Here is a 20,817-nt window from a genome sequence, read left to right as displayed (position 1 = left end):
CCATGCGCAACATCAGCCATTTCATCGGCGGCCAGTCGGTCGCCGGCTCCTCCGGCCGTTTCGGCGACGTCTTCGACCCCAACACCGGCGAGGTGCAGGCGCGCGTCCAGCTGGGCACGATCGACGAGCTGGACCGGGCCGTGGCCAACGCGGTCGCGGCGCAGAAGGGCTGGGCCGCCACCAACCCGCAGCGCCGCGCGCGGGTGATGTTCGAGTTCAAGCGCCTGCTCGAGGTCCACATGGACGAGCTGGCCCACCTGCTGTCGTCCGAGCACGGCAAGGTCATCGCCGACTCGAAGGGCGACATCCAGCGCGGGCTTGAGGTGATCGAGTTCGCCTGCGGCATCCCCCACCTGCTGAAGGGCGAATACACCCAGGGCGCCGGGCCCGGCATCGACGTGTATTCCGCGCGTCAGCCGCTCGGCGTCGTCGCCGGCGTCACCCCGTTCAACTTCCCGGCCATGATCCCGATGTGGATGTTCGGCCCGGCCATCGCCTGCGGCAACGCCTTCATCCTCAAGCCGTCCGAGCGCGATCCGTCCGTGCCGGTCCGCCTCGCCGAACTGATGATCGAGGCGGGCCTGCCCGAAGGCGTGCTGAACGTCGTCCAGGGCGACAAGGATATCGTCGAGGCCATCCTGACCCACCCGCTGATCAAGGCGGTCAGCTTCGTCGGCTCGTCCGACATCGCCCAGTCCGTCTATGCGCTCGGCGCCGCGAACGGGAAGCGGGTCCAGGCCATGGGCGGGGCCAAGAACCACGGCATCGTCATGCCGGACGCCGACCTCGACCAGACCGTCGCCGATCTGATGGGCGCGGCCTACGGTTCGGCGGGCGAGCGTTGCATGGCCCTGCCGGTCGTCGTCCCGGTCGGTGACGACACGGCCGAGCGCCTGCGCGCCAAACTGCTCCCGGCCATCGAGGCCCTGCGCGTCGGCGTCTCCACCGACGCCGAGGCCCACTACGGCCCGGTCGTCTCGGCGGCGCACAAGCAGCGCATCGAGAGCTACATCCAGATGGGCGTCAACGAGGGCGCCGAACTGGTCGTCGACGGCCGCGGCTTCAGCCTGCAGGGCCACGAGAACGGCTTCTTCCTCGCCCCCACCCTGTTCGATCACGTGACCCCGAACATGGCCAGCTACCGCGAGGAGATCTTCGGCCCGGTGCTGCAGATCGTCCGCGCCGCGACCTTCGAAGAGGCCCTCGCCCTGCCGTCGAAGCACCAGTACGGCAACGGCGTCTGCATCTTCACCCGCGACGGCGACGCCGCGCGCGAGTTCGCCGACCAGGTCGAGGTCGGCATGGTCGGCATCAACGTCCCCATCCCCGTGCCGGTCGCCTACCATTCCTTCGGCGGCTGGAAGCGCTCGGGCTTCGGCGATCTGAACCAGTACGGTCTCGACGGCGTGCGCTTCTACACCCGCACCAAGACCGTCACCCAGCGCTGGCCGCGCAAGGGTCCGGTGGCGGATCAGAGCTTCGTAATTCCAACCATGCGATAAAATGGAATTCTTCTTCCGTTTTCTGAATCCGTGAAATAGGCTCCTCGCCAACGAGGCGGACGCCCGACGTCCGCCCGGTTCCTGGGAGGGGCACTGTCATGGCGCGCGGACTTTTGGGCTTTTTCGCCACGGGGCCTGACCTCCCCCGGATCACCGACAAGGGCACGATCGACACCCTGTTCCGGCGTCACCGCTTCCGCGTGATGGTGGCCATCACCCTCGGCTACGGCCTGATCTACATCTGCCGCCTGGCCATCGGGGTGGTGAAGAAGCCGCTGATCGACCAGGGCGTCTTCAGCCCCGCCGAGCTGGGCATGATCGGTTCGGCGCTGTTCTGGACCTATGCGATCGGCAAGCTGACCAACGGCTTCTTCGCCGACCACGCCAACATGCGGAAATTCCTCACCGCCTCCTTCCTGCTGTCCGGCCTGTGCTGCATCGCCATGGGTTCGGTGAACTACCTGTGGGCCGCCGTCGCCATCTGGGGCCTGAACGGCTGGTTCCAGAGCTTCGGCGCCCCGGGCGGCGTCGTCGCCATGACCGCCTGGTATTCCAACAACGAGCGCGGCCGCATGTACGGCATCTGGAGCACCGCCCACTCGATCGGCGAAGGCCTGACCTTCCTGCTGGTCGGCGCCGTCGTCGTCGCCATGGGCTGGCGCGCCGGCTTGTGGGTGCCCGGCCTGATCGGCATCGCGGTCGCCCTGTTCACCTGGATGCTGCTGCGCGACCGGCCCCGGACCATGGGTCTTCCGGCCGTCGCCGAGTGGCGCAACGACCACTACACGGGCCCGGCCCGCGTCGAGCAGTCGACCGTCCTGCGCACCCAGCTGTCGATCCTGAAGCTGCCCGCGATCTGGATCCTCGCGGTGTCCAGCGCCCTGATCTACGTCACCCGCTACGCCATCAACTCGTGGGGCATCCTGTATCTCCAGGAGGACCGCGGCATGGACCTGCAGTCCGCCGCCGGCCTGCTGTTCATCTCGACCATCGCGGGCATCGTCGGCGCCATCAGCTACGGCTTCATCTCCGACAAGGTGTTCGGCGCGCGCCGCCCGCCGGTGAACCTGATCTTCGCCATCCTCGAGCTGGCCGGCCTGCTGCTGTTCTTCTTCGGGCCCAACACGATGTTGTCGCTGACCATCGCCATGATCCTGTTCGGCGTCGGCCTGACCGGCCTGGTCACGGCGCTGGGCGGCCTGTTCGCCGTCGACGTCGCGCCCAAGCGGGTGGCGGGCGCGGCCATGGGGGTGATCGGGGTGTTCAGCTACATCGGCGCCGCCGTGCAGGAGAACGTCTCCGGCTTCCTGATCGAGAAGCACATGACCACCATCGGCGACGACAAGATCTACGACTTCGGCCCGGTGATCTGGGTCTGGGTCGGCGCCTCCGTCCTGTCCATGCTGCTGGCCGCCAGCCTGTGGCGCACCCGCCTGAGGGACTGATCTTGATCGACGCATCCGACGACCTGAAGGCCATGATCGAGGCCGCGAAAGCGGCCGGTGACGGTCTGGAACGCCATTTCGGCCGCCTCGCCGATCTGGAGATCCGCTCCAAGAACGGCCCCGCCGACATGGTCTCCATCGCCGACGAGGAGGCCGAGCACACCACCCGCGGCATCCTCGCCCGGGCCCGGCCCTCCTACGGCTTCCTCGGCGAGGAAGGCGGCTCGGTCAGCGGCGGGGATGACGCCCAGACCTGGATCGTCGATCCGCTGGACGGCACCACCAACTTCCTTTTCGCCTGCCCGCTGTGGGGCGTGAACGTCGCCCTCGCCCGCGAGGACCGGGTCGTCGCCGGCGTCACCTACATCCCGATGCTGAACGAGCTCTACGTCGCCGAAGAGGGCAAGGGCTGCTGGCTGAACGGCAAGCAGGTCCGCGTCTCCCCCCGTCACGCCCTGATCGAGTCCGTCCTCGCCTGCGGGATCCCCTTCGCCGGCAAGCCGGACCATCCGCTGTTCGCCCGCGAGATGGAGCTGCTGACCTCCGACGTCGCCGGCATCCGCCGCACCGGGGCCTGCGCCGTCGACATGGCCTGGGTCGCCGCGGGCCGCTGGGACGCCTACTGGGAGCGCTGCCTCAACGCCTGGGACATGGGGCCGGGGATCATCCTGGTGCAGGAGGCCGGCGGCCGCGCCACGGGCGTCGACGGCGGTCCGCTGGACATCCACGCCGGTCACGTCTGCGTCTCCAACGGCGGCGTCCACGACCCGCTGATCGAACGCCTGAACGCCGCCCTTTCGGAGTAATCGCATGATCCGGAAACTGACTTTCGGCCGCCGCGCCTTCCTGGCCGGCGCGTCGCTCAGCGCCCTGCTCGCCGCCGCCCCGCGCGCCCTGGCCGAGGTGCTGGGCTACCCCCGGGCCCTGCAGGGTCCCATGGTCGGATCGCCCGGCCCGAGCCATTTCACCGTCTGGGTCCGCGCCAGCGGCGCCTTCCCGGTGACCCTGGAGTACTCCACCGACCGCGACTTCGAGACGGTGATCCAGGGACCGACCGCGACCGCCCGCGTCGAGGACGACTGCTGCGTCACCCTGCGCGTCGACGGGCTCCAGCCCGGCGCCGACTACTGGTACCGGCTGAAGTACAACGGCGACGCCGACCGCTATCAGCACTTCCCCTATCGCACCCGCACCGCCCCGGCCGGCGCGGCGGAGTTCAGCGTCGCCTTCGGCTCCTGCTGCCGCATCCAGTTCGACGCCGACCAGCCGATCTGGAACGCCGTGCGCGAGATCGACCCGGACCTGATGTTCTGGCTGGGGGACAACATCTACGGCGACAGCGACCAGCCCTCGGTGCTGGCCGATCTCTACGGCCGCGGCCGTCTGGTCGAGCGGCTGGTCCCCCTGCTCCGCTCCAAGCCCCAGCTGGCCATCTGGGACGACCACGACTTCGGCTACAACAACGGCGACGGGCTCAGCCCCTACAAGGCCGCCTCGCTGAAGGTGTTCAAGAACTTCTGGGCCAACCCGTCGTACGGCGAGGCCGACAACCCCGGCGTCTATTTCAAACAGTCGTACGGCGGGGTCGACTTCTTCTTCCTCGACGGCCGCTACCACCGCGACCCGATCGAAACCACCGACAACGCCCGCAAGACCATGCTGGGCGCCAGGCAGAAGGCCTGGCTCAAGCGCGAGCTGGCGGCCTCGACCGCGCCGTTCAAGGTGCTGGTCGCCGGCGGCGGCTTCTCCTCGGCCGAGAACGAGGAAGGCGGCGACAGCTGGGGCGTCTTCCTGACCGAGCGCAACGAGATCTTCGACTTCATCCGTGATCGGAACATCGGCGGCGTCTTCTGCATCACCGGCGACAGCCACATGGGCGAGCTGAACTGCATCCCGCGCTCGGACGTCGGCGGCTACGACATCTACGACTTCTGCTCCTCGCCCCTGGCCCAGATGCCCGCAGCCAAGAACATCCGCCAGACGCCGGAGGTGCGCATCCGCGACACCTGGACCCGCAGCGTCAACGTCGGCCACCTGCGCTTCGACATGACCGGCCCGACGCCGACCATGACCTACACCCTGCACGACGTGATGGGCGAAGCCGTCTGGGACCCGCTGGTGCTGACCCCCGCCGATCTGACCAACGGCGTGCGCACCTGGGATGTGAAGGCCGACCCCGATGAGCTGAAGCGGCTCGAACGCTTCAAGCGCGGCGGCGGCTACTACGGCTACGATCCCGCGCCGGGCTGGCCTAGCCACCCACACTACGACGGAGAGTCAGGCTGACGTAGCCGGGCTGCTCCCAGCGGCGCCGCTCGATCTCGTCCAGCGGCGTCGTCGAGCGGGGCCCGTCGTATTTCTCGCGCGTCTCGATGAACTCGCGGCCGAACAGGTCCGCGACCTCGGCGCGCAGCCGCCAGTGCTCGCCGATCCGCTGCTCGACATGGATCGACCAGCTCGTGGCCTCCGATGCGCGGGTCACCTCGTCGAACCGGTATTCGGTCGAGTGCTCGGCCAGCGGATCGAACGACACGCCCCAGTTCAGGCCCATCGACGGAATGTCCTGGGTCAGCTCGATCCAGCCCTCGAACGGCTCCTCGTCCGAGATGCGGCGGCGCTCGCCGGTGACCGGATCGACCACCTCGCTGTCGCGCCACTCCATCCACGTCCGCAGATGTCCGCCCGCCAGGCCCAGACGATCCAGCGGCGCCGACAGCTCGGCCGTCAGCGTGTCGCGCCGTCCGTCGCCGATATTGCCCGGCGCGTCGAACACGTCCGTCGGCGTCACGATCAGGATGCGGTCGACGACATCCTCGATCTCGTCGTGGGTCCAGGTCAGGGTCAGCGCGGCGTCGGAGCCGAACCGGTGCTCCCAGCTCAACGCCGCCCGCCAGGTCTTGTCCGGCTCCAGCTCCGCATTGCCCGCCGACACCACGTCCTGATCCAGCGAGGCGGAAGCGACGAAGTCCCCGAAATCCAGCTGCCCGATTTCGCGCGACACCGACAGCCGCAGCCGGTCGCTGTCGCCGGCGTTCCAGGTCACCGCCGCCCGCGGCTTCGGATAGAAGAACGACCGATCCAGCGGCGTGTCGCCGGTCTGCGAGATCTGCGAGGTCTCCAGCCGGACCCCCGCTTCGACCAGCCAGCGGTCCGACGGCTTCCACGAGCCGCCGACCGACGCCTCGGCCCGCCGTTCCTCGATCCGCACGTCCGATCCCGGCAGGTCGACGGGGACGCCGTTCTCCTCCAGCCGCGCCTCGCTTTCGAGGAAGTTGAACGCGCCCTCCAGACCCGCCGTGACCGTCAGCGTATCCGACCGTTCGTTGACCAGTTCGACGCGCACGATCGACTCTCCGGCCTCGGAGGTTTCGGCGAAACGTTCGGCGTCGCCGTTCTCCAGCGAGGATTCCTGCGCATCCACCCAGCCCAGCCGCTGGCTGGCCATGACCTCCGCGGTCAGGCGCTCGGCGACGGGGCGCTGGTAGCGGACGCCGAACTCGACCTCGTCGAAGGTCTCGCTCTCATCGACAGCTTCGGCATCGCCGCCGCTCTCCTCGATCCGGGTCCGCGCCTCCATGTCCTCACGCCGCAGCGCGCCGGTCGCGGTGAACTGGCCGCCGCCGATCGCCCGCTGCCAGGCCGCGCCCGCCTCGGCGGTTTCAAGACGGGTATGCATGTCGAGCCGGCTGGTCTCCTCCAGGGCGCCGTCCGGCCCGAACTCGTCGATCACGCCGTCGCCGGTCTCGTCGTCCAGTTCCGGCTCGAACTTCAGCGTCAGCTCCAGCGACTGACCATCCCAGGTGCGCGCATATTCCGCCTCGCCCTGAAACCCCGTCGAGCCGTCGGTCCAGGCGACCAGGCCGCCTTCCGCCGCGCCTTCCGACGTCGCGATCCGTCGACGGACGATGTTGGCCACGACCGCATAGCCGCCCATGTCGACGCCCGCCGCCCCGCCGCGGATCAGCTCGATCCGCTCGACCGAGGCCGCCGGAATCCGGTCCAGCATGTCGCCGATGTCCTGCCGCTTGCTGGCGGGTCGGGCGCCGTCGATCAGCACATTGCCGAGCGCGCCGGAATAGCCGCGCACGTCGGCGTCGGCCTCGATGACGCTGAAGCCCGGCACCCGGTCCAGCATGTCGCCCGCCGTCCGCGGCGCGCTGTCCGCGAAGGCTTCCGGCGCGAACACGGTGACCCCGCCGGGCGCGGTCTGGGCCAGCGCGCCGCCCGCCCCGGCCATCGCCAGCAGCAGGCTCGTCGCCATGATCTTTCCACGCACCGAACGCGACACGCCCATACCGGTCTCCCCCATTCGGGAACCGTTCTGGACCAGGCTTCCTGACACCGCCCCGCGTCCGCCTGTCAGCGAAATGTCAGCGGACAGGGCACACCTTCCCGCCATGACCCGCACATCCCTGCTCCGTCGCATCGCCCCCGTAGCCGCCGTCGTGCTCCTGGCCGCCGTTGCTCCTGCCGCCCCGGCCTTCGCCGGCACGAGCGAGGAGGATCACGTCGCCGCCCGCGAGGCGCTGCGACGCGGCGAAATCCTGCCCCTGGCCCGCATCCTCGCCATCACCGCCCGGCACGTGCCCGGCGACGTCATCGACGTCGAACTGGACCGCGAGGACGGCCAGTGGCGCTACGAAGTGAAGGTTCTGACCTCGACGGGCCGCGTGCGGGAGGTCAAGCTCAACGCCCGCGACGGTGCGGTGCTGGAGATCGAGGACGAGTGAATGCGGTGTCTCGTCGTCGAGGACGATCCGGATATCCAGACTGATCTGAAACGCGCCATCGAGGCCGCCGGCTTCACCGTCGACGTCGCCTCCGACGGCGACGCCGCCTGGTATGCGGGCGACGTCGAGGACTACGCCATCGCCGTGCTGGATCTCGGCCTGCCGCGGCTGGACGGCCTGTCCGTCCTGCGTCGCTGGCGGGCGGCGGGTCGCGCCTTCCCGGTGCTGATCGTCTCGGCCCGTTCCGACTGGACCGAAAAGGTCGAGGGCATTGAGGCCGGCGCCGACGACTACCTCGCCAAGCCCTTCGAGATGGGCGAACTGGTCGCCCGCCTGCGCGGCCTGCTGCGGCGGGGCGCCGGCCGGCTGTCCAACGTCGTCACCATCGGCAAGCTGCGCCTGGACACCACGCGCATGGCCGCCTCCTTCGACGGCTCGCCCGCCCGCCTGTCGCCGCTCGAATTCCGCCTGCTCGACTACCTCGCCCACCAGCCCGGCCGGGCCGTCTCGTCCGGCGAACTCGCTGACCACCTGTACGGCGCCTCGGAGTCCGGCGACGCCAACGCCATCGAGGCTATCGTCGCCCGGCTCCGGCGCAAATTCGGCGCCGAGCTGATCACCACCCGCCGCGGCTTCGGCTATCTGCTGGAAGCCGGCGCGTGATCACCTCCCTGCGCACGCGTCTGCTGGCCGGCGCGGCCCTGGCGATCATGACCGCCCTCGTCGTCGCCTGGCTGGTCATGAGCCTGCTGTTCGAGCGCCACCTCGAACGCCGCATGACCGTCGAGATGACCGGCGATGCGACCCGGCTGGCGGCCGCCCTGACCATCAACCCGGCCGGCGGTCTCGCCCTCACCGAAGACCTGCCGGACCCGCGCCTGATCACCCCCGCGAGCGGCTTCTACTGGCAGGTCTCTGCGCCGGGACAGGTGCTGCGCTCCCGGTCGCTGTGGGACCAGACACTCCCCGCACCGCCCACCGCCCCGGCCGACGCATGGGCGCTCCGCCGCACCGCCGGACCGTTCGACGGCGACGTCTATCTGCTTGAGCGCAGCATCCGGCCGGACGCCGAACATCCCGCGGCCGTCATCCAGCTGGCCCGCGACGCCTCGGGCATCGCCACCGCCCAGGCCGAGTTCGGCCGCGAGCTGGCCGGCTTCCTCGCCATCCTCTGGCTGTTCCTCATCGCCGCGGCCTGGGTGCAGGTGCACCTGGGCCTGCAGCCTCTGGCGGGCATCCGCGCCAGGCTCGCGGCGTTGCGCTCCAACTCCTCCGCCCGCCTCGACGACCCGGGCCTCAGCGACGTGCGCCCGCTCACCGACGCCATCAACGAACTGGCTGATGCCCGCGAGGCCGATCTGCTCAAGGCCCGCGCCCGCGCCGCCGACCTCGCCCACGGCCTCAAGACCCCGCTTGCGGCCCTCAAGGCGCAAAGCCGCCGCGTACGCGACGCCGGACAGATCGAGATCGCCGACGGCCTCGACCGCGCCATCGCCTCCCTCGCCTCCACCACCGAGGCCGAGCTGGCCAGAAGCCGCATCGCCGCGGCCGGTCCCGGCGGGGGCAGCCCCGCGCGCGATGTCGTCGATCAGCTGATCAGCGTGCTGGAGCAGACCGACGAGGGCGAAATGGTCGCCTTCACCAACGCCGTGCCGGAGGATGTCGAACCGCCGCTGCACCGGGACGACCTGACCGAGCTTCTCGGCCCCCTGCTGGAGAACGCGGTCCGCTTCGCCCGGCGTCAGGTCGCCGTTCACGGTGAAACCGGACCGGCCGGCCTGTCGATCCGGATCGAGGACGACGGCCCCGGCCTCCCGGCCCAGAACCCGTCTGATCCCACCGTGCGAGGCGTCCGTCTGGATCAGGCGTCGAAGGGCCACGGCCTGGGTCTGTCGATCGCCGCCACCCTGGCCGAGGCCTCGGGCGGACAGCTCCAGCTGACGCAGTCCGCGCTGGGCGGCCTCAGCGTCCGCATCGACTGGCCGCACCGGGACGCGACGACGCCCGCGTGATCAGCCGGGCGCCCTGACCACGACGTAGCAGCCGTGGCTGTTCGCCTCGTCCTCCGCAGCGCGCAGGGCGGCGCGATGCTCAAGGAAGCTCCCCGACAGGCGGCCGTCCAGCGATCTGAACCGCCACAGGCCGTGGTCATGGGATATCTCGATCGGCACAGGCGCAGGTTCCGGAGGCGGGATCATCGCCGCGCCGCCGGTCTGTGGTTCAGGCGATCCGCCTGCACCTGAAGCGCACGCGCCAGCCGCTCGGCCTTGCGGCGCGGAAGCGCCTCGGTCCGGCAGCCGTTGACGGCGACGCACCAGCCGCCGTCTCTCGGCAAGACCTGGTACCGGCAGGCGCCGGACGTCGGGCAGGACGCCGGTCGGTCATCGACATAGCCGGACATCATCGGCCGCGCTCCCCACCTTCCGGCGAACGGGCGCCGAACGCCTGACCGATGACGTCCAGCGTCATGCGCCAGACGCTGCGCTCGGCGCGGCGCGGCTGGAGAGTCAGTTTCAGCAGGTGATTCCGGGTCATGACGACCTCCGTTTCGGGGAAGCGGAGTCGACACCCGACGGCCGTAAGCGGGCCATGCTGAAAGAGCGGCGGCGACCTAAGGCGCGCATAAAGCCGGTCAGCCGCCCTTACGCTTTCCTTATGCGGCCGCCCCGAACCCGAATGGCGCGCTTACGCGGATCGGGAGCCTTGTCCCGTCTCCATCAAGTCGGAGGCGATCGGCATGGCCGATGTGATTTTTCTGGCGTTGGGCGGCGGGGCCTTCGTGCTCTTCGCCGCTCTCGCCGCTGCATTGAAGAGGGTGTGACGATGATCGGCATCCTCTGGGGCGTCGGCGCTGTCGTCGTCGCCGTCTACATGGTCGCGGCGCTGCTGCGCCCCGAGCGGTTCTAGGAGAGCCGCGTCATGAACATTCAAGGTTGGGGCGAGATCGCCCTTACGCTGGGGCTCGCCTGCCTGCTGGGCCGGCCCATCGGCGTCTACATGTCGCGCGTCTGGAACGGCGAGCGGACCTGGCTCGACCCGGTGATGAAACCGGTGGAGGGCGTCTTCTACAAACTGGGCGGCGTCGACCCGGCGCGCAGCCAGGGCTGGCTCGGCTACGCCGGCGCCCTGCTGGCGTTCAACCTCGCCGGCTTCCTGTTCCTCTACGCCATGCTACGCCTGCAGGGCGTGCTGCCGCTGAACCCGCAGGGCTTCGACGGCGTCAGCCCGCATCTGGCGTTCAACACCGCGGTCAGCTTCGTCACCAACACCAACTGGCAAAGCTACGGCGGTGAGACGACCATGTCGTCCCTGACCCAGATGGCCGGCCTGACCGTCCAGAATTTCGTCTCGGCGGCCACCGGCGCGACCATCGCCGCGGCCCTCGCCCGCGCGTTCATCGCCAACCGGGGATCGGGCGTCGGAAACTTCTGGGCCGACCTGGTGCGGACCACCCTGTGGCTGCTGCTGCCCCTGTCCTTCGTGCTCGCCATCGTTCTCGTCGGCCTGGGCGTGACCCAGACGCTGGCGGCCAACGCCACGGCGACCACCCTTGAAGGCGGCCAGCAGACGCTGAGCCTGTTCCAGACCGCCAGCCAGCTGGCCATCAAGCAGCTCGGCATCAACGGCGGCGGCGTCTTCAACGCCAACTCGGCGCACCCGTTCGAGAACCCGACCCCGCTGACCAACCTGATCACCGCCGTGTCGATCAACGTCATGGGCTGGGCCGCCTTCTTCGCCTTCGGCCGCAGCGTCCTGGCGAAGAAGGAGGCGCGCGCCCTGGCGACCGCCGCCTTCCTGATCCTGTTCGCCTGCACCGCCGGCATCTACGTCGCCGAAAGCCAGCCCGCCCCGGCCCTCGTGGCCGCCGGGATCGAGCAGCCGGTCAATATGGAAGGCAAGGAGACCCGCTTCGGCCTGGCCGCCTCGTCCGCCTGGGCCGGACAGACCACCGGCGCATCCAACGGCTCGGTCAACGCCATGCACGGCAGCCTGATGCCGCTGTCCGGCGGTCTGACCATGTTCCTCATGGCGCTGGGCGAGATCCTGCCGGGCGGCATCGGCTCGGGCATCGCCATCATGGTGGTGATGGCCATGCTGTCGGTCTTCGTGGCCGGCCTGATGGTCGGCCGCACGCCGGAGTATCTCGGCAAGAAGATCGAGGCGCGCGAGATCCAGTTCGCCATGATCGCGGTGCTGGTCCTGCCGCTGGCCATCCTCGGCTTCACCGCCATCGCGGCGGTCCTGCCGACGGCCATGGAAGGGTTGCTGAACCACGGGCCGCACGGCCTGTCGGAGATGCTGTACGCCTACATCTCGGCGTCCGCGAACAACGGCTCGGCCTTCGCGGGTCTGACCGCCAACGCGCCCTGGTGGAACACCACCCTCGGAATCTCGATGCTTGCGGGCCGGTTCGTTCCCGCCGTGGCGGTGCTGGCCATCGCCGGAACCCTCGTCGCCAAGCCCCGGCTGGCGCCCTCGACGGGCACCCTGCCCACCCATGGCCCGCTGTTCATCGGCCTGCTGATCGGGGTGATCCTGATCCTCGGCGGGCTGCAGTTCTTCCCCGCCCTCTCGCTGGGTCCGATCGTCGAGCATTTCCAGATGCTCGCCGCCGGCGCCGGCGTCTGAGCCCCTGCGGACATCGCAAATGACACAAGTCGCAATCGACCACGCGTCGCATCGCACGGCGCTCGCCGGGGGGCTCAGCGGAGCCATCCTCGGGCGCGCCCTCCGCGACGCCTTCGTCAAACTGAACCCGGTGAAGCTGGTCCGGAACCCGGTCATCTTCACCACCTGGATCGTCGCCCTGCTGGCCACGGTCTCGGCCGCCGCCGGGATCGGCTCGGGGCAAGGCTTCGGCTTCGCCCTGCAGCTGGCCCTGTGGCTGTGGGCCACGGTCCTGTTCGCCAACGTCGCCGAAAGCGTCGCCGAAGGGCGCGGCAAGGCGGCGGCCGACAGCCTGCGCGCCACCCGCGTCACGACAAAAGCCAAGCTGATCGTCGACCCGATCACCGGCGCCATCGTCCCCACCCCGGCGCATGAGCTGGACGTCGGCGCGATCATCCTTGTGGAGGCGGGCGACGTCATCGCCTCCGACGGCGAGATCATCGAGGGCGTCGCCTCGGTCAACGAGGCCGCCATCACCGGTGAATCCGCCCCGGTGATCCGCGAAAGCGGCGGCGACCGGTCCGCCGTCACCGGCGGCACCACCGTCGTCTCCGACTGGATCAAGGTGCGCATCACGGCCAAACCGGGCGCCACCTTCCTCGACCGCATGATCGCCATGGTCGAGGGCGCGGACCGTCGCAAGACGCCGAACGAGCTGGCGCTGGGCGTGCTGCTGGCGGGCCTGACCCTGGTCTTCCTGATCGCGGTCGTCACCCTGCTCGGCCTCGGCGCCTACTCCGGCGTCAAGCTGGATCCGATCGTGCTCGGGGCCCTGTTCATCACCCTGATCCCGACCACCATCGGCGGCCTGCTTTCGGCCGTCGGCATCGCCGGCATGGACCGCCTGCTGAAGGTCAACGTCCTGGCCACCTCGGGCCGCGCCGTCGAGGCGGCCGGCGACGTCGACACCCTGCTGCTCGACAAGACCGGCACCATCACCTTCGGCAACCGCATGGCGGTCGAGGTGATCCCGGTCCCGGGCGTCCGTCCTGAGGCGGCCCTGCGCGCGGCCATCATGGGCTCGCTCGCCGACGAAACGCCGGAAGGCCGCTCGATCATCGAACTGGGCCGCAACGCCGGCCTGTCGCTCAGCCTCCCCGTCGGCGCCAGGGCCATCCCCTTCTCCGCCGTCACCCGCCAGTCAGGCGTCGACGCCGGGGGCAAGACCTGGCGCAAGGGCGCGGTCGACGCCGTGCTCAAGACCGTCGGCCTCGACGAAGGTCAGGCCCCGGCCGAGTTCCGTCAGGCCGTCGACCGCATCGCCCGTTCGGGCGGCACGCCCCTGGCCGTGGCCGAGGACGGCGTCCTGGTCGGCGTCATCCACCTGAAGGACGTGGTCAAGCCGGGCGTGAAGGAGCGCTTCGCCGACCTGCGCCGCATGGGCCTGCGCACGGTGATGATCACCGGCGACAACCCGGTGACCGCCGCCGCCATCGCCTCCGAGGCGGGGGTCGACGACTTCCTCGCCGAGGCCACCCCCGAGGACAAGATGCGCCTCATCAAGGCCGAACAGGCCAGGGGGCGGCTGGTGGCCATGTGCGGCGACGGGGCCAACGACGCCCCCGCCCTCGCCCAGGCCGACGTCGGCGTGGCCATGCAGACCGGCGCCCAGGCCGCCCGCGAGGCCGGCAACATGGTCGACCTCGACAGCGACCCGACCAAGGTCATCGAGATCGTCGAGGTCGGCAAGCAGCTGCTCATCACCCGCGGCGCGCTGACCACCTTCTCGATCGCCAACGACGTGGCCAAGTATTTCGCCATCATCCCGGCGATGTTCGTGGTCGGCCTGCCGGCGCTGGGCGCGCTCAACATCATGGGCCTGCACAGCCCGCAGAGCGCGATCCTGTCGGCGGTGATCTTCAACGCCCTGGTCATCATCGCCCTGATCCCGCTGGCGCTTCGGGGCGTGAAATACCGCGCCATCGGGGCCGGCAAGCTGCTCAGCCGCAACCTGCTGATCTACGGCCTCGGCGGCCTCGTCGCCCCGTTCGTCGGCATCAAACTCATCGACATCGTCATTTCCGCGCTCGGCCTGGCCTGAGCCGCGAACCATCAAGAACAGCCTTCAATGATCCGCAAATCCCGTCTCAAATCGTCCGGCCGCAACGACGCCCTGTTCGCCGGCGCCTGCATCGCCGCCCTCGCCATCTGGGGCATCGCCTCGAACGTCGAAGCCCAGGAAACGTCCGGCCCGCAGGTCGCCGGCCCCCAGATCTCGGGCAACGTCGCCATCACCAGCGACTACATCTTCCGCGGCGTCAGCCAGACCCAGGAAGAGCCCGCCATCTCGGCCGGCGTCGACCTGACCAACGGCGGCTTCTACGCCGGCGCCTGGGCCTCCAACGTCGACTTCGCCGATGGCGCCAACGCCGAGATCGACCTCTACGGCGGCTGGCGCACCGAGGCCTCCGGCTGGACCCTGGACGCCGGCGCTGTCGGCTATTTCTACACCGCCCAGCCGGATGGCGCCGACTATGACTACGTCGAGCTGAAAGCCGCCGCCTCGCGCGCCTTCGGCCCGGTCACCGTCGGCGGCGCCGCCTACTGGTCGCCCGACTTCTTCGGCGCGGCCGAGGAGGAAGCCACCTATGTGGAAGCGAACGCCGCCTGGGCGCCGGCCGACAAATGGATCGTCTCCGGCGCGGTCGGTCGCCAGTTCGTCTCGTCCGACTTCGACTACACGACCTGGAATCTCGGCGCCGCATACCAGCTGACCGACAACCTCGCGCTCGACGCCCGCTACTACGACACCGACCAGCACGACTTCGGCGACATCTACGGCGCGCGCGCCGTGGCCTCGCTGAAGGCGACCTTCTGAGGCGCACGACCATGCTCAGCCAGATCCGCCCGGCCCTCGTCATGACGGCCCTCTTCACCCTCCTGCTCGGGGTCGCCTATCCGTTGGCGGTGACCGGCGTGGCCCAGCTCGCCTTCCCCTGGCAGGCTGACGGCAGCCTGATCCAGGACCGCGACGGCACGGTCCGCGGCTCGGCCCTGGTCGGCCAGCCCTTCGCCGAGGCGCGCTACCTGCACCCGCGCCCCTCTGCCGCCGGCGACGGCTACGACGCCTCGGCCTCGTCGGGCTCCAACCTCGGCCCGATGAACGAGGACCTGAAGACCCGGGTCGCGGAGGGCGTCGCCGCCGTCCGCGCCGAGGACGGTCCGGGCGTCATCCCGGCCGACGCCGTGACGACCTCGGCCTCTGGCCTCGACCCGGATATCTCTCCGGCCTACGCTCGGCTCCAGGCCGCGCGCGTCGCACAGGCCCGGGGCGTCGCCGTGGAACAGGTCCAGCGCATTCTCGACCGCAACACGGAAGAACCCCTGCTCGGCTTCATCGGCCAGCCGCGCGTCAATGTCCTGATGGCGAACCGCGACCTGGACGCCCACTTACCCGCGCGATGACCCCCGACGCCGACCCGCCCGTCGCGACCCCGGCCGCCCGCCGCAAGCGCGGGCGGCTGAAGGTTTTCCTCGGCATGTCGCCGGGGGTGGGCAAGACCTGGGAAATGCTGCGCGCCGCCCGCCGCCGGAAGGCCGAGGGCGGCGACGTCGTGGTCGGGGTGGCCGAGACCCACGGCCGCAAGGAGACCGAAAGCCTGTTGCGCGGGCTTGAGGTCCTGGCCCGTGCGCCGCTGGCCCACCGCGACCGCACCCTGTTGGAGTTCGACATCGACGGCGCTCTCGCCCGCCGCCCCGAACTGCTGCTGGTCGACGAATACGCCCATTCCAACGCGCCGGGCTCCCGCCATCCGAAGCGCTGGCAGGACGTCGAGGAGATCCTCAACGCCGGCATTGACGTCTGGACCACCCTGAACGTCCAGCACCTCGAAAGCCTGTCCGACGTCGTCCTGCGCATCACCGGCGTGCGCCAGCGCGAGTCCGTTCCCGACAGCGCCCTGTCCCGCGCCGACGACATCGAGGTCGTCGACATCACCCCCGACGAACTGCGCAAGCGCATGTCCGAGGGCAAGGTCTACGTCCCCGAGACGGCGCGCCTGGCTGCCGACAATTTCTTCAAGGTCGAGAACCTCACCGCGCTGCGCGAACTGGCCCTGCGCCGCGCCGCCCAGACCGTCGACGATCAACTGGTCGCCACCCTGCGCGAGCGGGGCATGGAGGGACCGTGGGCGGCCGGCGAACGCATCCTCGTGCTGGTCGGCGGCGACGCCATGGCCGCCTCTCTGGTCCGGACCGGCCGGCGCATGTCGGACGTGATGATGGACGCGCCCTGGACCGTGGCCCACGTCGACCGGCCGTCGGGCGCGGGTCAGGCCGCCGCCTCTGCGGGCCGCATCTCCGACGCCTTCAAACTGGCGGAACAGCTCGGCGGCCGCACCCTGCTGCTGACGGGCGACGACGTCGTCCGCACGGTGATGGACCACGCCCGGCGCTCCAACGTCACCCAGATCGTCATCGGCAAGGGCCGCGACAGCCGCCTGTCCGAATGGCTCGGCCGTTCCCTGGCGGCGGAGCTGCTGCGCCACGCGCGCGGCGCCGCCATCCATGTCGTCACCGACGACAGCGAGCCGGAGCCCGTCCGGCGCGAATGGAAGCCGGCCTTCGGCAGCTGGCGCGGCTACGTCATCGGCGTCGGCTTCGTCGGCCTGGCGACCCTCGCCGCCCTGTTCCTCGACCGCACGTTCGAGCGCGTCGATCTCGGCGTCGTCTACCTGTCGGCCGTGCTCGCCGCGGGCGTCCTATACGGCCTGCGCCCGGCGCTGGCGGCTGCGACCACCGCCTTCCTCGTCTACAATTTCCTCTTCCTCGCCCCGCGCTACAGCCTCGGCATCGGCTCGCCGACGGACCTGCTCACCCTCGTCGTCTTCTGGGCCGTGGCCCTGGTGACCGGCGCGCTCGCCGGCCGGGTCCGCGAACAGGCCAGGGCCGCCCAGCGCCGCGCCTCGGGCGTCTCCGCCCTGCTCGCCGCCAGCCAGGCCTTGTCCGCCGCCGGCGATCGCGCCGCCGCCGCCCGCATCCTCGCCGAACAGACCGCCGCCGCCGCCGGAGCGAAGGCCCTGGTGCTGCTGCCGGTCGACGGCGAGCTGGCCCTGGTCGCCTCGGCCCCGGACGGCGTCGACGCCGCCCTCTCCGCCGAGGTCATGGCCGCCGCCCGCTGGACCTGGGAGAAGGGCGAGCCCGCCGGTCACGGCACCGGCACCCTGCCCCAGGGCCGCTGGACCTTCCGTCCGCTCGAAGGCGTGCGCGGCCGCGCGGGCGTCGCCGGCATCGAGGCCGCCGCCCTGTCACCCGGCTCCGATGAAGAGCGTTTGGCTCTCGCCCTGCTCGACCAGGGCGCGGTCTCGCTGGAGCGCGCCGAACTGGCCACCGAAGCGGTCGAGACCGAAACCCTGCGCCGCGCCGACCGCTTCCGCTCGGCCCTGATGAACTCGGTCAGCCACGACCTGCGCACGCCGCTGTCGACCGTGCTCGGCTCGGCGACGACCCTGATCGACTACGGCAAGTCGCTGACGCCCGCCGTGCGCGACGATCTGTTGCTGTCCATACGCGAGGAGGCCGAACGCCTCGGCCGCTACGTCGGCGACCTGCTCGACATGACCCGGCTCGAGGGCGGCGGACTGAATATCAAAAGCGACTGGACCGACGTCCGCGACGTCCTCAACGCCGCCGCCGAACGCGTCTCGCGCCGCCTCCAGACCCGCCGCATGACCCGCGACTTCCCCGCCAGCCTGTCGGTCGTCCAGGCCGATCCCGGCCTGCTGGAGCAGGCGCTGGTCAACATCCTGGAGAACGCCATCGAATACAGCCCCGACGGCTCGACCATCGAACTGGCGGCCTACGAGGATCGCGGCTCGGTCGTCATCTCGATCGAGGACGAGGGCAAGGGCATCCCCACCGCCGAGCTGGAGCGCGTGTTCGATAAATTCCGCCGCATGGAGGAATCCACGGACCGCTCGAAGGGCGCCGGTCTCGGCCTCGCCATCGCCAGGGGTTTCGTCGAAGCGCTCAACGGCCGCATCGCCGCCGCCAGCCCGATCCACGACGGCAAGGGCACCCGCGTTCTGATCAGCCTGCCCAAGGCCATCGCCACCCACCCGTCCCTGCTCTAGCCTCGCCCCATGTCCGCCGTCCGCCCGCAGATCCTCGTCATCGACGACGAACCGCAGATCCACCGCTTCCTGTCGCCTGCGCTCGACGCCGCCGGCTATGAGCCGAAGCGCGCCGACAGCGGTCAGGAAGGCCTGCGCGGCATCGCCCTGTGGTCGCCCGACGCCGTGGTGCTCGACCTCGGCCTGCCCGACATGGACGGCAAAGACGTGCTGGTTCGCGCCCGGGAATTCTACGCCGGGCCGATCATCGTCCTGTCCGCCCGCGACCGTGAGGCCGAGAAAATCGCCGCCCTCGATCTCGGGGCCAACGACTATGTCGAGAAGCCGTTCGGCGTCGGCGAACTGCTGGCCCGCCTGCGCGCCAGCCTGCGTCAGACCGCCGACCGCGACGCCCCGACGGGCCCCGTCGTCGTCGGCGACGTCACCATCGACCTCGACCGCCGCCTCGTCGCCCGCGCCGGCCAGCCGGTCCGGCTGACGCCCAAGGAATACGACGTCCTCGCCCACCTCGCCCGCCACGTCGGCAAGGTCATCGGCCACCGCGACCTGCTCACCGCCGTCTGGGGCGCCGCCCATGCCGAGGACACACAGTACCTCCGCGTCGTCGTCGGCCAGTTGCGCCAGAAGCTGGAGCCCGACCCGGCCCAGCCGCACCTGATCCAGACCGAACCGGCCGTCGGCTACCGCCTGGGCGGCTGACGCCGACCAGGCGCGGCGGGAGCGCTATGGAAGGGTTTCACCTGGGTGACGTCGGCCCTCGCTGAGCCTCTATGTCTTGCCGCGACGCTCGGCGTCACGGACCGGAGGCTGTCATGGCGACCACCGAAGACTTCCTGACGCCGGCGGCGATGGCCATTCCGAAGGAAGGCTATTTCGAACGGATCGAAGGCGCCCACGGCCCCATCTATCCGAAGACGCCGGCCAACTACGGCTTCTCCGTCATGGGCAAGGTTCTGCCGGGTCGGGAGCAGGCGATCCGCGACTATGCGACGACCATCGAGGCCGCGGTGAAGGAGACGCCCGGCGTGCTCGCGCCGCTGAAGCTGCACTACCTGCGCTGGATCCTGTTCCCGATCGGGGACGACCTCTACTTCATGTACCAGGGCATCTTCGACACCGACTTCGACAAATACCTGGACGACGCCGTCTCCCTGTTCCTGGCGACCGGCATCACCACCGTCTTCGTCAATCTGGAAGGCTGGCCCGAGGACTGGAAGGACAACCTTCCCGCCGTCATCCGGTTCTTCCGCGAGCACCAGGTCCCGAGCTTCCTCGAGTACGCGGAATACCCCTGGGTCAGCGCCGACGAAATCAAGAAGGCGCTGCGCCTCAAGGCGTCCCTGACCACGGCTCTGGACCAACTCCAGTAGATCTGACCCCAGGAGGGTCCGATGACGGAACCCGGCCGCACCTACAATCAGGATCACGTCCCGCGCCCGGCCACGCCGGGACGCCGCCGGGTCAGCGCCTACGTCTCCTGGACCTATCCCGGCGAGGCGAACCGCAACGTCGCCGAGATGGACAACCGCTTCTCGACCATGACCGAGGTCCGCCGCGTCTTCTGGCCGGCCTATGAGGAGCCGCGCTTCGCCGATCCGCTGCAGTTCCAGCAGGGCATCGGCGGGTCTCTGGAGCTGTTCTTCTGGGCCTGGGTCCCGTTCCAGCGGGCGATGGCCGAGGCGACCGGCCACCCGGTGCCGATGTTCCAGCGCATCGACCAGGCCGGCTTTCGCCTGCCGCTTGACGAGCGGGTGCTGGGCGATTGCGACACCCTGCTCATCTTCGGCCTCGACCATAACGTCACAGGACAGGTCCCGTCCGCTGAGGAGATAGCGGCGCTCAAGGCCTTCCTGGCCCGTGAGGGCAGCTGTCTGGTCATCGGTCCCCATCACGACGTCGGCGGCGAACCCGACCGCGACCGCCGCGCACAGGAATTCGCTCACCACGGCGACGGCCTGGTGCCGCGCGAGCAGCGCTTCGGCCAGTTCGCCCTGGCCCTGCTCAAGGCTCTCGATATCCCGGTCGAGAACCGCCACGGCCTGCGTCCCGCCGTCGACGCCGCCGGCCTGATCGCGCCCCTGACCGTCGACAGGACCGTGGATACGAAGGGCTGGCTGGAGGGGGTGACCCGCTTCAACTTCCACATGCACCTGCCGCACTACGCCCTGACGCGCGACGACGGCACGGCGGTGGTGCTGGCGCGCCAGCCGGTCGACCTCGGCCGGCCGCACCCGTTCACGGCCTCGGGCGAGACCGAGTTCAACACCCTGATCTGGGCCCCGCCGAAGGGCGACCGCAGGGGCGACGTCCTGGTCTGCGACTCGACCGTCTTCAGCACCCTGTTCGGCGGCGACGAAAGCCTGGAGCGGTTCTGGCGGAACATCGCCACGGCCGCGTGACG

20 protein-coding genes are annotated in these 20,817 nt (G+C 70.0%); 16 read left to right on the top strand and 4 right to left on the bottom strand.

What is annotated here, in order from left to right; translation table 11 throughout:
* The first annotated feature begins 2 nt into the window (after nt 1-2).
* From GGR12_RS04150 to GGR12_RS04135, 4 genes are all read left to right on the top strand, one after another.
* The gene (locus GGR12_RS04150) at nt 3-1,502 is read left to right on the top strand and encodes a CoA-acylating methylmalonate-semialdehyde dehydrogenase (protein WP_183203112.1); all 1,500 of its coding nucleotides are present in this window, start codon (nt 3-5) and stop codon (nt 1,500-1,502) included.
* A gap of 98 nt (nt 1,503-1,600) precedes the next feature.
* Nucleotides 1,601-2,947, top strand: coding sequence for an MFS transporter (locus GGR12_RS04145; protein ID WP_183203111.1), 1,347 nt, complete (start codon nt 1,601-1,603; stop codon nt 2,945-2,947).
* A 2-nt stretch (nt 2,948-2,949) separates the two neighbouring features.
* The gene (locus GGR12_RS04140) at nt 2,950-3,753 is read left to right on the top strand and encodes an inositol monophosphatase family protein (protein WP_246328722.1); all 804 of its coding nucleotides are present in this window, start codon (nt 2,950-2,952) and stop codon (nt 3,751-3,753) included.
* Between the two features lie 4 nt (nt 3,754-3,757).
* The gene (locus GGR12_RS04135; protein ID WP_183203110.1) at nt 3,758-5,233 is read left to right on the top strand and encodes an alkaline phosphatase D family protein; all 1,476 of its coding nucleotides are present in this window, start codon (nt 3,758-3,760) and stop codon (nt 5,231-5,233) included.
* On the opposite strand, the gene GGR12_RS04130 is transcribed toward GGR12_RS04135, so the two are convergent.
* Nucleotides 5,199-7,208, bottom strand: coding sequence for a TonB-dependent receptor plug domain-containing protein (locus GGR12_RS04130; protein WP_183203109.1), 2,010 nt, complete (start codon nt 7,206-7,208; stop codon nt 5,199-5,201). The two genes, GGR12_RS04135 and GGR12_RS04130, sit on opposite strands and share 35 nt — an antisense overlap.
* Before the next feature lie 136 nt (nt 7,209-7,344).
* On the opposite strand from GGR12_RS04130, the gene GGR12_RS04125 reads away from it, so the two are divergent.
* From GGR12_RS04125 to GGR12_RS04115, 3 genes are read left to right on the top strand one after another with little or no spacing between them, the layout of a single operon-like run.
* A complete protein-coding gene (locus GGR12_RS04125; protein ID WP_183203108.1) occupies nt 7,345-7,677 on the top strand; it encodes a PepSY domain-containing protein in 333 nt (110 codons plus the stop codon).
* Entirely contained in the window at nt 7,678-8,340 is a 663-nt protein-coding gene (locus tag GGR12_RS04120) for a response regulator transcription factor (RefSeq protein WP_183203107.1), read from the top strand.
* The gene (locus tag GGR12_RS04115; protein ID WP_343053082.1) at nt 8,337-9,689 is read left to right on the top strand and encodes a sensor histidine kinase; all 1,353 of its coding nucleotides are present in this window, start codon (nt 8,337-8,339) and stop codon (nt 9,687-9,689) included. Before GGR12_RS04120 ends, GGR12_RS04115 begins: the two co-directional genes overlap by 4 nt.
* Here the strand turns inward: GGR12_RS04115 and GGR12_RS04110 are convergent, their stop codons facing one another.
* From GGR12_RS04110 to GGR12_RS16700, 3 genes are read right to left on the bottom strand one after another with little or no spacing between them, the layout of a single operon-like run.
* Nucleotides 9,690-9,875 carry a hypothetical protein gene (locus GGR12_RS04110; RefSeq protein ID WP_183203106.1) on the bottom strand — a complete coding sequence of 62 codons (186 nt, stop codon included), beginning with the start codon at nt 9,873-9,875 and terminating at the stop codon, nt 9,690-9,692.
* Nucleotides 9,872-10,081 carry a hypothetical protein gene (locus tag GGR12_RS04105; RefSeq protein WP_183203105.1) on the bottom strand — a complete coding sequence of 70 codons (210 nt, stop codon included), beginning with the start codon at nt 10,079-10,081 and terminating at the stop codon, nt 9,872-9,874. Before GGR12_RS04105 ends, GGR12_RS04110 begins: the two co-directional genes overlap by 4 nt.
* Nucleotides 10,078-10,212: a hypothetical protein gene (locus GGR12_RS16700; RefSeq protein WP_281378519.1), complete on the bottom strand. Its 135-nt coding sequence runs from the start codon at nt 10,210-10,212 to the stop codon at nt 10,078-10,080. Before GGR12_RS16700 ends, GGR12_RS04105 begins: the two co-directional genes overlap by 4 nt.
* Before the next feature lie 288 nt (nt 10,213-10,500).
* On the opposite strand from GGR12_RS16700, the gene GGR12_RS04100 reads away from it, so the two are divergent.
* The 9 genes from GGR12_RS04100 (at nt 10,501) to GGR12_RS04060 (ending at nt 20,815) form a co-directional block, all read left to right on the top strand.
* The gene (locus GGR12_RS04100) at nt 10,501-10,584 is read left to right on the top strand and encodes a potassium-transporting ATPase subunit F (protein WP_343787392.1); all 84 of its coding nucleotides are present in this window, start codon (nt 10,501-10,503) and stop codon (nt 10,582-10,584) included.
* Between the two features lie 12 nt (nt 10,585-10,596).
* Nucleotides 10,597-12,306 carry a potassium-transporting ATPase subunit KdpA gene (gene kdpA, locus GGR12_RS04095; RefSeq protein ID WP_183203103.1) on the top strand — a complete coding sequence of 570 codons (1,710 nt, stop codon included), beginning with the start codon at nt 10,597-10,599 and terminating at the stop codon, nt 12,304-12,306.
* 19 nt (nt 12,307-12,325) lie between these two features.
* Nucleotides 12,326-14,386, top strand: coding sequence for a potassium-transporting ATPase subunit KdpB (gene kdpB / locus GGR12_RS04090; protein ID WP_183203102.1), 2,061 nt, complete (start codon nt 12,326-12,328; stop codon nt 14,384-14,386).
* 27 nt (nt 14,387-14,413) lie between these two features.
* The gene (locus tag GGR12_RS04085; protein WP_183203101.1) at nt 14,414-15,163 is read left to right on the top strand and encodes a TorF family putative porin; all 750 of its coding nucleotides are present in this window, start codon (nt 14,414-14,416) and stop codon (nt 15,161-15,163) included.
* Nucleotides 15,164-15,174: 11 nt separating this feature from the next.
* Entirely contained in the window at nt 15,175-15,750 is a 576-nt protein-coding gene (kdpC, locus tag GGR12_RS04080) for a K(+)-transporting ATPase subunit C (protein ID WP_183203100.1), read from the top strand.
* On the top strand, nt 15,747-18,416 hold the full coding sequence (locus tag GGR12_RS04075) for a sensor histidine kinase (RefSeq protein WP_183203099.1): 2,670 nt from the start codon (nt 15,747-15,749) through the stop codon (nt 18,414-18,416). Before kdpC ends, GGR12_RS04075 begins: the two co-directional genes overlap by 4 nt.
* A gap of 9 nt (nt 18,417-18,425) precedes the next feature.
* The gene (locus GGR12_RS04070) at nt 18,426-19,115 is read left to right on the top strand and encodes a winged helix-turn-helix domain-containing protein (RefSeq protein WP_183203098.1); all 690 of its coding nucleotides are present in this window, start codon (nt 18,426-18,428) and stop codon (nt 19,113-19,115) included.
* 113 nt (nt 19,116-19,228) lie between these two features.
* Complete coding sequence (locus GGR12_RS04065) at nt 19,229-19,786, top strand: hypothetical protein (protein ID WP_221212195.1); 558 nt, start codon at nt 19,229-19,231, stop codon at nt 19,784-19,786.
* 21 nt (nt 19,787-19,807) lie between these two features.
* Nucleotides 19,808-20,815: a hypothetical protein gene (locus tag GGR12_RS04060; protein WP_183203097.1), complete on the top strand. Its 1,008-nt coding sequence runs from the start codon at nt 19,808-19,810 to the stop codon at nt 20,813-20,815.
* Nucleotides 20,816-20,817: the final 2 nt, after the last annotated feature.

The organism is Brevundimonas lenta (genome assembly GCF_014196335.1).
GTDB classification, from domain to species: domain Bacteria; phylum Pseudomonadota; class Alphaproteobacteria; order Caulobacterales; family Caulobacteraceae; genus Brevundimonas; species Brevundimonas lenta.
The sequence above is the reverse complement of the archived record's forward strand: the minus strand, read 5'-3'. Positions and strand labels throughout refer to the sequence as shown.

What these genes read in the sequence shown, in the direction of transcription:
- GGR12_RS04150 (WP_183203112.1), top strand. Translation starts at nt 3, where the DNA reads ATGCGCAACATCAGCCATTTCATCGGCGGCCAGTCGGTCGCCGGCTCC.
- GGR12_RS04145 (WP_183203111.1), top strand. Translation starts at nt 1,601, where the DNA reads ATGGCGCGCGGACTTTTGGGCTTTTTCGCCACGGGGCCTGACCTCCCC.
- GGR12_RS04135 (WP_183203110.1), top strand. Translation starts at nt 3,758, where the DNA reads ATGATCCGGAAACTGACTTTCGGCCGCCGCGCCTTCCTGGCCGGCGCG.
- GGR12_RS04130 (WP_183203109.1), bottom strand. Translation starts at nt 7,208, where the DNA reads ATGGCGACGAGCCTGCTGCTGGCGATGGCCGGGGCGGGCGGCGCGCTG.
- GGR12_RS04125 (WP_183203108.1), top strand. Translation starts at nt 7,345, where the DNA reads ATGACCCGCACATCCCTGCTCCGTCGCATCGCCCCCGTAGCCGCCGTC.
- GGR12_RS04120 (WP_183203107.1), top strand. Translation starts at nt 7,678, where the DNA reads ATGCGGTGTCTCGTCGTCGAGGACGATCCGGATATCCAGACTGATCTG.
- GGR12_RS04110 (WP_183203106.1), bottom strand. Translation starts at nt 9,875, where the DNA reads ATGATCCCGCCTCCGGAACCTGCGCCTGTGCCGATCGAGATATCCCAT.
- GGR12_RS04105 (WP_183203105.1), bottom strand. Translation starts at nt 10,081, where the DNA reads ATGATGTCCGGCTATGTCGATGACCGACCGGCGTCCTGCCCGACGTCC.
- GGR12_RS16700 (WP_281378519.1), bottom strand. Translation starts at nt 10,212, where the DNA reads ATGACCCGGAATCACCTGCTGAAACTGACTCTCCAGCCGCGCCGCGCC.
- GGR12_RS04100 (WP_343787392.1), top strand. Translation starts at nt 10,501, where the DNA reads ATGATCGGCATCCTCTGGGGCGTCGGCGCTGTCGTCGTCGCCGTCTAC.
- kdpA (WP_183203103.1), top strand. Translation starts at nt 10,597, where the DNA reads ATGAACATTCAAGGTTGGGGCGAGATCGCCCTTACGCTGGGGCTCGCC.
- kdpB (WP_183203102.1), top strand. Translation starts at nt 12,326, where the DNA reads ATGACACAAGTCGCAATCGACCACGCGTCGCATCGCACGGCGCTCGCC.
- GGR12_RS04085 (WP_183203101.1), top strand. Translation starts at nt 14,414, where the DNA reads ATGATCCGCAAATCCCGTCTCAAATCGTCCGGCCGCAACGACGCCCTG.
- kdpC (WP_183203100.1), top strand. Translation starts at nt 15,175, where the DNA reads ATGCTCAGCCAGATCCGCCCGGCCCTCGTCATGACGGCCCTCTTCACC.
- GGR12_RS04075 (WP_183203099.1), top strand. Translation starts at nt 15,747, where the DNA reads ATGACCCCCGACGCCGACCCGCCCGTCGCGACCCCGGCCGCCCGCCGC.
- GGR12_RS04070 (WP_183203098.1), top strand. Translation starts at nt 18,426, where the DNA reads ATGTCCGCCGTCCGCCCGCAGATCCTCGTCATCGACGACGAACCGCAG.
- GGR12_RS04065 (WP_221212195.1), top strand. Translation starts at nt 19,229, where the DNA reads ATGGCGACCACCGAAGACTTCCTGACGCCGGCGGCGATGGCCATTCCG.
- GGR12_RS04060 (WP_183203097.1), top strand. Translation starts at nt 19,808, where the DNA reads ATGACGGAACCCGGCCGCACCTACAATCAGGATCACGTCCCGCGCCCG.